Annotated in this window: 9 protein-coding genes and 1 tRNA gene; 7 read left to right on the top strand and 3 right to left on the bottom strand. The window is 61.9% G+C overall.

Features of this window, described 5'->3' with window-relative positions:
• The 3 genes from ACE3SS_RS05970 to phaR form a co-directional block, all read left to right on the top strand.
• Positions 1-417: ACT domain-containing protein (locus tag ACE3SS_RS05970; protein ID WP_374592249.1), on the top strand; the 417-nt coding region annotated here is incomplete at its 5' end.
• Positions 418-467: 50 nt separating this feature from the next.
• Positions 468-544: transfer RNA gene (locus tag ACE3SS_RS05965), tRNA-Val, on the top strand.
• A 114-nt stretch (positions 545-658) separates the two neighbouring features.
• Entirely contained in the window at positions 659-1288 is a 630-nt protein-coding gene (gene phaR, locus ACE3SS_RS05960; protein WP_374592248.1) for a polyhydroxyalkanoate synthesis repressor PhaR, read from the top strand.
• A gap of 3 nt (positions 1289-1291) precedes the next feature.
• Here the strand turns inward: phaR and ACE3SS_RS05955 are convergent, their stop codons facing one another.
• A complete protein-coding gene (locus ACE3SS_RS05955) occupies positions 1292-1999 on the bottom strand; it encodes an arylesterase (protein ID WP_374592247.1) in 708 nt (235 codons plus the stop codon).
• On the opposite strand from ACE3SS_RS05955, the gene ACE3SS_RS05950 reads away from it, so the two are divergent.
• Both ACE3SS_RS05950 and rlmB read left to right on the top strand, forming a co-directional pair.
• Complete coding sequence (locus tag ACE3SS_RS05950; protein WP_374592246.1) at positions 1998-2693, top strand: ABC transporter ATP-binding protein; 696 nt, start codon at positions 1998-2000, stop codon at positions 2691-2693. The two genes, ACE3SS_RS05955 and ACE3SS_RS05950, sit on opposite strands and share 2 nt — an antisense overlap.
• Before the next feature lie 33 nt (positions 2694-2726).
• Positions 2727-3458 (top strand): 23S rRNA (guanosine(2251)-2'-O)-methyltransferase RlmB, encoded by a 732-nt coding sequence (gene rlmB, locus ACE3SS_RS05945; protein ID WP_374592245.1) that lies wholly within the window; start codon positions 2727-2729, stop codon positions 3456-3458.
• Between the two features lie 42 nt (positions 3459-3500).
• Here the strand turns inward: rlmB and ACE3SS_RS05940 are convergent, their stop codons facing one another.
• Together ACE3SS_RS05940 and ACE3SS_RS05935 are read right to left on the bottom strand one after the other, a co-directional pair.
• Positions 3501-4508: a D-2-hydroxyacid dehydrogenase family protein gene (locus tag ACE3SS_RS05940; RefSeq protein WP_374592244.1), complete on the bottom strand. Its 1008-nt coding sequence runs from the start codon at positions 4506-4508 to the stop codon at positions 3501-3503.
• A gap of 163 nt (positions 4509-4671) precedes the next feature.
• Positions 4672-5145 (bottom strand): hypothetical protein, encoded by a 474-nt coding sequence (locus tag ACE3SS_RS05935; RefSeq protein WP_374592243.1) that lies wholly within the window; start codon positions 5143-5145, stop codon positions 4672-4674.
• Between the two features lie 387 nt (positions 5146-5532).
• On the opposite strand from ACE3SS_RS05935, the gene carA reads away from it, so the two are divergent.
• Together carA and carB are read left to right on the top strand one after the other, a co-directional pair.
• Positions 5533-6723 carry a glutamine-hydrolyzing carbamoyl-phosphate synthase small subunit gene (gene carA, locus ACE3SS_RS05930; protein ID WP_374592252.1) on the top strand — a complete coding sequence of 397 codons (1191 nt, stop codon included), beginning with the start codon at positions 5533-5535 and terminating at the stop codon, positions 6721-6723.
• On the top strand, positions 6716-9991 hold the full coding sequence (gene carB / locus ACE3SS_RS05925; protein WP_374592242.1) for a carbamoyl-phosphate synthase large subunit: 3276 nt from the start codon (positions 6716-6718) through the stop codon (positions 9989-9991). Before carA ends, carB begins: the two co-directional genes overlap by 8 nt.
• The last annotated feature ends 63 nt before the right edge of the window (positions 9992-10054 follow it).

The following is a 10054-nucleotide window of genomic DNA, read 5'->3' as shown; positions in this document are numbered from 1 at the left end:
CAACTGGCACGCTGCTGCAAACCGGCTCCACCCGACGAGATTGGCGGCTACGTCACGCGAGGCAAGGGGGTTGCCATTCATCGCACAGACTGCTCGAATTTCAGGCAAATGGTTGGCCGCGCCCCCGAGCGACGTATAGCCGTGGCCTGGGGGCGACAGCCGGATCGCAGTGGCGCCAAGGAGGCTCTTTACGCGGTCGATGTTGTTGTGCAGGCTCATGATCGCCCTGGCCTGCTGCGTGACCTGTGCGACGCCTTCGCCAAGGAAAAGACCCACGTGGTGGGCATGCAAACCCAGACGCATCGTGAACGCGTCGATGTCAGGCTGACGGTACAAACCGCGGATGTGACCAAGCTCGCGCATGTGTTGTCGCGTGTTGCGCAACTGCCGGGTGTGGACTGGGTACGGCGAAAGTAATCAATGGCTTTGCTCGACTCGGCAGAGTCATGCTATAGTCGCGTTTTCCCAGGCGCGTAGCTCAGCTGGTTAGAGCACCACCTTGACATGGTGGGGGTCGTTGGTTCGAGTCCAATCGCGCCTACCAATATGAAAGCCCAGTAAGTTTTGAACTTACTGGGCTTTTTCTTTGCCTGAGCCCCGCTGGCTATATACAGCTGAGTGCCTAGAATGTCCTGCAGCACTTGCAGGAGACGCTTTGATGACCCAGCCCAATCCCGCCGCCAAGCGTGCGCCGGCCAAAACCCCCCGCGCGGCCAAGACCAAGCCAGAGAAGGTCGAGGGAGCTGCGGCCGATGACAGCGGTGTGCGCGTACTCAAGAAATATCCAAATCGGCGCCTCTACGACAGTCGCACCAGCAGCTACATCACGCTGGCCGATATCAAGCAGATGGTGCTGGATGCCGAGAGCTTCAAGGTGGTCGATGCCAAGACCGGCGAAGACCTGACGCGCAGCATCTTGCTGCAGGTCATTCTTGAAGAAGAAAGCGGTGGGGTGCCGATGTTTTCGACTCGCATGCTCGAGAACATCATCCGCTTCTATGGCCACGCCATGCAGGGCCTGATGGGCAGCTATCTCGAAAAGAATCTGCTGACCTTCGTGGATCTGCAGGGCAAATTGGCCGAGCAGTCGGCCGGGCTGTATGAAAACAAGGCATTCAGCCCCGAGCTGTGGTCGCAGTTCATGAATCAGGCCCCCATGATGCAGGGCCTGATGGGCAACTATCTCGATCAGTCACGCCAGTTGTTTGCGCAGATGCAGGAGCAAATGCACAAGCAGGCTGAATCGCTCTTTCCTGGGTTCGCTCCCAAGGCCGGCGACAAGGAATAAGCGTCAGCGTTTTGGCCCCTTGCTGTGAGCCGGCTGCTTGCCGGGCTTCAGCAGGGGCTCCACAACGGGCCAAACGTTGTCCAGCAACATCGGTTGGGCTTCTTCCTTGGGGTGGATGCGATCAGCCTGAAACCAGCGCAAGGGCTCGGGGGCGTCCGCCACGCCTTTGAGCAAGAAGGGCACCAAGGCCGTGTGCTCGGCGTTCGCGACCCGGGTAAACACCGCGCCAAATTCTTCGGTATAGCGTCTGCCGTAGTTGGGAGGCACTTGGATGCCCACCAGCACCACCTGCGCTCCGGCGGCTTGCGAGGCTCGCGCCATGGCGGTCAGGTTCGCTGCCGTTTCGCTCACCGGTAGCCCGCGCAAGGCGTCGTTGGCCCCCAGTTCGATGATGACGTGGCTGGGATGATGGCGCGCCAGCAGGGCGGCCAGGCGGCTGAGCCCCCCCGACGTGGTGTCGCCACTGATGCTGGCGTTGACCACCTCGGCATCGATGTGGCGCTCGGCCAGGCGGCGCTCCATCAGCTTGACCCAGCCCGTGTCACGGCGCAGGCCGTATTCGGCCGAAAGGCTGTCGCCCACCACCAGCACGACATGTCGACCTACCGGCGATGGCTGCGTCGCAGCTTGCGCGTGGCCACCGAGCCGGCAGGCCAACGCGCCGATGGCAATCGCGATAAAGTGCCGGCGAATCCACGAAGCATTGAACATGAGCGAGCCCATCCTTGTCGTCGAGCGCATTAGCAAACAGGTGCAGGACTCTACCGGCCAGCTGACCATCTTGCACGACATCACGTTCAAGTTGGAGCCGCAGCAGTCGGTGGCTATCGTGGGTGCGTCGGGGTCGGGCAAGAGCACGTTGCTGTCCATCTTGGCTGGGCTGGATGTGCCCACCGGCGGCACCATGCGTTTGGCCGGGCACGACCTGTTTGCCTTGTCTGAAGACGCTCGCGCCGCTTTGCGGGCCCGACACATCGGCTTCGTGTTTCAGAACTTTCAGTTGCTGGGGCATCTGACTGCACTTGAAAACGTCATGTTGCCGCTCGAGTTGATGGGGCTTGACGGTGCGCGCGACCGTGCCCGGGCAATGCTTGAGCGCGTGGGGCTGGGCGCGCGGTTGGGGCACGTCCCCAAGCTCCTGTCGGGTGGAGAACAGCAGCGAGTGGCCCTGGCTCGGGCTTTTGTTGTGCAGCCGGCCGTGTTGATGGCCGACGAGCCGACCGGCAGTCTGGACGCAGCCACGGGCGAGCGGGTGATGGATTTGATGTTCGAGCTGAACCGCGAGCAGGGCACGACGCTGGTGCTGGTGACGCACGACATGGCCATTGCGCGCCTGTGCAGTCGGCAGTTGCGCCTGGAGGCTGGGGCTTTGGTGCACGACAGCGCGCTCGATCTCGCTGCCTGAAGCGGGCGCCGGCCGAGCGGTTAGCATCGACGGATGTCTCAAAAAATCCTCTTCGGTTTTCATGCGCTGACGGTGCGCCTGAAGACGGCTCCTCAGAGCATTCTCGAACTGCACTTTGATGCGACCCGGCGCGATCAGCGCATGCGCCAGTTCTTGACGCGTGCGCAAGAGGCCTCGGTGCGGCTCATCGAGAGCAGCGACGACACCTTGCAGCGCCTGTGCGGCACGCATCGCCATCAAGGTGTGGTGGCCAAAGTTGCGCCCATGCCGCAGCTGAAATCGCTCGACGATTTGCTCGACACTCTCGACGAGCCGCCCTTGCTGCTGGTGCTCGATGGCGTGACCGACCCGCACAACCTCGGCGCTTGTTTGCGTGTGGCTGATGGGGCGGGCGCTCACGCGGTGATCGCTCCCAAGGACCATGCGGTGGGCGTCAACGCCACCGTGGCCAAGGTGGCCAGCGGCGCCGCCGAGACCATGCCTTATTTCATGGTGACGAATCTGGCGCGCACGCTGGGCGAGCTGAAAGAGCGCGATATCTGGGTGATCGGCACGTCTGACGACGCACCGCGCACCTTGTACGACAGCGACCTCAAGGTGCCTCTGGCCTTGGTGCTGGGCGCAGAGGGGGCCGGCATGCGTCAGCTGACGCGCCGCACTTGCGACGACCTGGTCAGCATCCCCATGCGCGGTGCGGTCGAGAGCCTCAACGTGTCGGTGGCCAGCGGCGTGTGCCTGTACGAGGCGCGGCGCCAGCGCGGCTGATGAGTCGAATGCGGCTCAGGCAGAGGCAGAGATGCACATGCATCAATGCAAGGCTTGCAAGACCTCGGGGTTGACGATGTTCGTCGGTGTGCCGTTGACGAAGTTGATCAGGTTGTCGAAGGCGGCGCTGAAGTACTGCTCGTAGCTGTCTTGTTCGACGTAGCCGATGTGGGGGGTGCAGACGGCGTTTTCGAGTCGTAGCAAAGGTTGCCCTTGCAAGATGGGTTCGCTCTCGAACACATCCACTGCCGCCATGCCCGGGCGACCTCGGTTGAGCGCGCCCACCAATGCGCCTTCTTCGATCAGTTCGGCCCGCGAGGTATTCACCAGCAGGGCTGTGGGCTTCATGCGCATCAGATCGTCGCTCTTGACGAGGGCTCGGGTGGTGTCGGACAGACGCAGGTGCAGGCTCAGCACGTCTGCAGACTCGAAGAAGGCGTCGCGATTGGATGCCGTCAGGCAACCATCGGCCGCGGCTTGGGCGCGCGACTCGTCGCTGCCCCACACCATCACCTGCATGCCAAACGCCTTTCCGTAGCCCGCCACCAGACGCCCGATGCGTCCGTATCCCCAGATGCCTAGCGTTTTGCCGTGCAGCACCATGCCGATACCGAAGTTGGTGGGCATGGAGGCGGACTTGAGTCCGGACTGCTGCCACGCGCCGTGCTTGAGGTTGCCGATGTATTGCGGCAGGCGGCGCATGGCGGCCATTACCAAGGCCCAGGTCAATTCAGCTGGCGCGATCGGCGAGCCCACACCCTCTGCTACGGCAATGCCAAGCTGGGTGCAGGCGGCGATATCGATGTGCGGGCCGACTCGGCCCGTCTGGCTGATGAGCTTGAGTTTGGGTAGCTTATCGAGCAGCGCCCGAGGGAAGTGAGTGCGCTCGCGAATCAGCACCAATGCTTCGGCATCGCGCAGGCGAATCGACAGCTGACCCGTTCCTTTGACCGTGTTGGTGAAGACCTTGGCTTGGTAGCCGTCCAGTTTGGCCGCGCACTTCAGCTTGCGTACTGCGTCCTGATAGTCGTCCAGGATGATGATGTTCATGGTCACTCGATGTTGACCTGGAATTGTGCACCCGCCTCGCGTCCTGACTGGTGCGTCAGCCGCATGAAAACGCAACGCGGCATGACCAATCGTGCGCAGATGTTCCGCCGCGTGCAGCGGCGGCCGGGTCAATCAACCTGGCGGGTGAGCGAGAGGGCGGCGCTTACCAAGCGACGGTGCGCCCGCTGTCGCGCGTGCAGTGGCCCGACTGGGGCACTCGCGAGGGGAAGTTGGTGTTGATGTTGTTCATGCGCGCGTGGGCGAAGCTCTGTCCGCGGTGCTGTGCAAGCACGTTGAACACATCTGAGCGCAAATGCCAGAGTTCGCGTAGCGAACGAGCTTTCTCGATGCGGCAACGCAACTCGAAGGTGTACTCCGGTGAGAGATCTGCCAAACCTACGAAAAACGCCTCGCGCACCGATTGGATCTGACCCTTGGGGCGTTGTTGCAAGGAAGGCTCGGACTGATTGGTCAGCTTGCGCCACCACCCGCGCAGCAATCGTTGCCAGAAAGGGCGGCTGCGCGAAAACAGGGCGGGGGGGCAGACTTCTGTCCGATGCAGCGGCGTGGAGGCTGTGACGCTGGGCGTGCCGGCGGTGGCGTCGAATCCGGTGTTGTCATGAATGAAGAACGGCATGACGGCCTCGCTGATCTCTTGTGCTGGATGACGCGATTTGCGCGGAGTGATGCAGCGGGATCAAGCACAGGCAGGCTGCATCTGAATCACGCATGCTTTATCGGCAGCGCATGGCTTTGCTTGAGACATTCCGTCGCGTCTTTCACCCGATGAAAAGTTCTCGGTCATATCTGGCCCCGTGTGACAAGGTTATGAGGGAAAAGCCTAGGATGCGCTACAATTGAAAGATTTGCCCCACCACCCAAGCACGCCTAGCGAAACCCAAGCAGTTTCCCTCTTCGGCTTTTTTGCGCCCTGATTTTTCAGAGGCGCGTGAAAGTGCGAACGAGCGCTCTGAGCAATCAGGCACACCGGGCGTGCTTCAGATATTGGAGAAGACCCCCCGTGCTGCCGCCCCTCCTCCCCGCGCAACAAGAAATCGCTCTTCTCGCGCTTGCAGACGGCACGATCTTTCTCGGCACTTCGATCGGCGCTGCCGGTCACACGGTTGGTGAAGTGGTGTTCAACACCTCGCTCACCGGCTACCAAGAAATCCTCACCGACCCCAGCTATTGCCGTCAGATCGTCACCCTGACGTATCCGCACATCGGCAATTACGGCGTCAACCCCGAGGATGTCGAAGCCGCGAAGATCCATGCTGCTGGCTTGATCATCAAGGACTTGCCGGTTCGCGAGTCCAACTTCCGCAAGACCCAGACGCTGTCCCAGTACCTCAAGGCCGAAGGCACGGTGGCCATCGCCGGTATCGACACCCGCAAGCTGACACGACTGCTGCGCACCAAAGGCGCGCAAAACGGTGCCATCGTCGCGCTGCCGGCTGGCCAGGCCGTGACGGAAGCCATCAAGGCCGACGCCATCGCCAAGGCGAAGGCAGCGCCCAATATGGCCGGTCAGGATCTCGCCCAAGTCGTGACGCGCACCGATGTGACGCAATGGACCGAGGGCGAGTGGCAGCTTGCCAACCCGCAACTGGGCGGCAAGCCCGGCTTTGCCCAACTGACCGCCCCCAAGTTCCACGTGGTCGCGTATGACTTCGGCGTCAAGCGCAACATCCTGCGCATGCTGGCCAGCCGCGGCTGCAAGGTCACCGTGGTGCCGGCCAAGACGCCCGCAGCTGAAGTGCTGAAGCACAAGCCTGATGGCATCTTCCTGTCCAACGGACCCGGGGATCCGGAGCCTTGCGACTACGCCATCGCCGCAGCCAAGGAACTGATCGAAACCGGTATCCCGACCTTTGGCATCTGTCTGGGGCACCAGATCATGGCCCTGGCGTCGGGCGCCAAGACCTTCAAGATGAAGTTCGGTCACCACGGCGGCAATCACCCCGTGAAAGATCTCGATTCTGGCCGCGTCAGCATTACCAGCCAGAACCACGGTTTTGCGGTCGATGAGAAGACGCTGCCCGCCAACCTGCGCGCCACGCACGTCAGCCTGTTTGACGGCACCCTGCAAGGCCTGGCCCGTACCGACAAGCCAGCCTTCTGTTTCCAAGGTCACCCTGAGGCTTCACCCGGACCCCATGACATTGCCTACCTGTTCGACCGTTTCGTCGCGCTGATGGAGAAGAACCATGCCTAAGCGCTCCGACATCAAAAGCATCCTCATCATCGGCGCCGGCCCGATCATCATCGGTCAGGCCTGCGAATTCGACTACTCCGGCGCACAGGCCTGCAAGGCCCTGCGCGAAGAGGGTTACAAGGTCATCCTGGTCAACAGCAACCCTGCGACCATCATGACGGACCCGAACACGGCCGACGTCACCTACATCGAGCCCATCACCTGGCAGGTGGTCGAGCGCATCATCGCCAAGGAGCGTCCTGACGCGATCCTGCCGACCATGGGTGGCCAGACCGCGCTGAACTGCGCCCTGGATCTGCACAAGCACGGTGTGCTCGACAAGTACAAGGTCGAGATGATCGGTGCCAACGAGCACGCGATCGAGAAGGCCGAAGACCGTCTGAAGTTCAAGGACGCGATGACCTCCATCGGTCTGGGCTCGGCCAAGTCTGGCATTGCCCACTCGCTGGAAGAAGCCTGGGCAGTGCAAAAGCGCATCCAGGCCGAAATCGGCGGCTCCGGCTTCCCCATGGTGATCCGCCCCAGCTTCACGCTGGGTGGCACCGGCGGTGGCATTGCCTACAACCCCGAAGAGTTCGAAGAGATCTGCAAGCGTGGTATCGACCTGTCGCCCACCAACGAACTGCTGATCGAAGAGTCGCTCATCGGCTGGAAAGAGTACGAGATGGAAGTGGTTCGCGACAAGGCGGACAACTGCATCATCGTCTGCTCGATCGAAAACCTGGACCCGATGGGCATCCACACCGGTGACTCCATCACCGTGGCCCCGGCTCAGACCCTGACCGACCGCGAATACCAGTTGCTGCGCAACGCCTCCATCGCCATCCTGCGCGAGATCGGCGTGGAAACCGGCGGTTCGAACGTGCAGTTCTCGATCAACCCGGACAACGGCCGGATGATCGTGATCGAGATGAACCCACGCGTGTCGCGTTCGTCGGCGCTGGCCTCCAAGGCCACCGGCTTCCCGATCGCCAAGATCGCCGCCAAGCTGTCGGTCGGCTACACGCTCGACGAGCTCAAGAACGACATCACCGGTGGCGCAACCCCCGCTTCGTTCGAGCCTTCGATCGACTACGTGGTCACCAAGATCCCGCGTTTCGCTTTCGAGAAGTTCCCTCAGGCTGACAGCCGCCTGACCACGCAGATGAAGTCTGTGGGTGAAGTGATGGCCATGGGCCGTACCTTCCAGGAGTCCTTCCAGAAGGCCCTGCGTGGCCTGGAGACCGGTATTGATGGTCTGACCGAACGCAGCAACGACCGTGAGGAAGTGCTGGAAGAAATCGGCAATGCCGGCCCTGAGCGCATCCTGTTCCTGGGCGACGCTTTCCGTCTGGGCATGAGCCTGGAAGAGATCTTCGAAGAAACCAAGGTTGACCCCTGGTTCCTCGCTCAGATCGAAGACATCATCAAGACCGAAGCCGACGTCAAGGCGCGCAAGCTGGACACGTTGACCGCAGCTGAGATGCGTTACCTGAAGCAAAAGGGCTTCTCGGACCGCCGCTTGGCCAAGCTGATGGGCACCAACCAGCACGACGTGCGTAAGGCTCGTCACGCGTTGGGTGTGCGTCCGGTTTTCAAGCGGGTGGATACCTGTGCGGCCGAGTTCGAAACGCAGACGGCCTACATGTACTCGTGCTACGAGACAGCAGATGGCGAGTGCGAAGCCAACCCAACGAACAAGAAGAAGATCATGGTGCTGGGCGGCGGTCCGAACCGCATCGGCCAGGGCATCGAGTTCGACTACTGCTGCGTCCACGCCGCGCTTGCCATGCGCGAAGACGGTTACGAGACCATCATGGTCAACTGCAACCCCGAGACCGTCTCGACCGACTACGACACGTCCGACCGCCTGTACTTCGAGCCGGTGACGCTCGAAGATGTGCTCGAAATCGTGGACAAGGAAAAGCCGGTTGGCGTGATCGTGCAGTACGGCGGTCAGACTCCGCTGAAGCTCGCGCTTGATCTCGAAGCCAATGGTGTGCCCATCATCGGTACCACGCCCGACAGCATCGACGTGGCCGAAGACCGTGAGCGCTTCCAGAAGCTGTTGCACGAAGTCGGCCTCAAGCAGCCGCCCAACCGCACGGCGCGCACCGAAGAAGCCGCCCTGCAACTGGCGCAAGAGATCGGCTACCCGCTGGTCGTGCGTCCGAGCTACGTGCTGGGTGGTCGCGCGATGGAAATCGTGCACGGCGACAAAGACCTCGAGCGCTACATGCGTGAGGCCGTGCGCGTGTCTGAAAAGTCGCCCGTGCTGCTCGACCGCTTCCTCGACGACGCGGTCGAAGTCGATGTGGACTGCATCAGCGATGGCGTTGACGTCATGATCGGCGGCATCATGGAACACATCGAGCAAGCCGGCGTGCACTCGGGTGACTCTGCCTGTTCGCTGCCGCCCTACACCTTGAGCGTTGCCTTGCAAGACGAGCTGCGTAGGCAAACGGCCTTGATGGCCAAGGCGCTTAAGGTCGTCGGCCTGATGAACGTGCAGTTCGCCATCCAGGGTGACGTCACCGGCAGCATCGACAAGGCCACCGTCTACGTGCTCGAGGTGAACCCGCGCGCTTCGCGGACCGTGCCCTACGTGTCGAAGGCCACCGGCCAGCCGCTGGCCAAGATCGCGGCACGCTGCATGGCCGGCCAGAAGCTGAAAGACCAGAAGAGCCCCAACGGCCGCGCGCCCGCCGAGGTGATTCCGCCGTATTTCAGCGTCAAGGAAGCGGTGTTCCCGTTCAATAAGTTCCCGGGTGTCGACCCCATCCTTGGCCCCGAAATGCGGTCGACCGGCGAAGTCATGGGCGTCGGCAAGACGTTTGGCGAAGCCATGCTCAAGAGCCAGCTCGGGGCCGGTTCCCGTCTGCCGAGCAAGGGTACGGTGTGCATCTCCGTCAAGGGCAGCGACAAGGATCGCGCGGTGCTGGTCGCCAAGGACTTGCACGCCATGGGCTTCACGTTGATGGCGACCAAGGGCACGGCCGACGCCATCTCGACAGCGGGTATCCCGGTGACGGTGGTCAACAAGATCAAGGACGGTCGTCCGCATATTGCCGACCTGGTGAAGGCGGGTGAAATCCAGCTGGTCTTCACGACTGTGGCTGAGACGCGCACGGCCATTGCCGACTCGCGTTACATCCGCACGGCAGCGCTGGCCAACCGTGTCACTTACTACACCACCATGGCGGGTTGTGAGGCGGCGACCGAGGCTCTGAAGCACCAAGATGATCTGGTGGTGTATTCCCTGCAGGAACTGCACGCCCAGCTCAACTAAACTTTTTTCAAGACCAATTTTTTGAACCTGCAGCCGCCGCCAGCCCTGATGAACTCAGGCGCG

The organism is Aquabacterium sp., from assembly GCF_041915145.1.
Taxonomy (GTDB): Bacteria; Pseudomonadota; Gammaproteobacteria; order Burkholderiales; family Burkholderiaceae_C; genus Aquabacterium.
The sequence above is the reverse complement of the archived record's forward strand: the minus strand, read 5'-3'. Positions and strand labels throughout refer to the sequence as shown.

Bases quoted from the DNA above. Each gene is read 5' to 3' on its own strand.
- phaR (WP_374592248.1), top strand. From the start codon at position 659: ATGACCCAGCCCAATCCCGCCGCCAAGCGTGCGCCGGCCAAAACCCCC.
- ACE3SS_RS05950 (WP_374592246.1), top strand. From the start codon at position 1,998: ATGAGCGAGCCCATCCTTGTCGTCGAGCGCATTAGCAAACAGGTGCAG.
- ACE3SS_RS05955 (WP_374592247.1), bottom strand. From the start codon at position 1,999: ATGTTCAATGCTTCGTGGATTCGCCGGCACTTTATCGCGATTGCCATC.
- rlmB (WP_374592245.1), top strand. From the start codon at position 2,727: ATGTCTCAAAAAATCCTCTTCGGTTTTCATGCGCTGACGGTGCGCCTG.
- ACE3SS_RS05940 (WP_374592244.1), bottom strand. From the start codon at position 4,508: ATGAACATCATCATCCTGGACGACTATCAGGACGCAGTACGCAAGCTG.
- ACE3SS_RS05935 (WP_374592243.1), bottom strand. From the start codon at position 5,145: ATGCCGTTCTTCATTCATGACAACACCGGATTCGACGCCACCGCCGGC.
- carB (WP_374592242.1), top strand. From the start codon at position 6,716: ATGCCTAAGCGCTCCGACATCAAAAGCATCCTCATCATCGGCGCCGGC.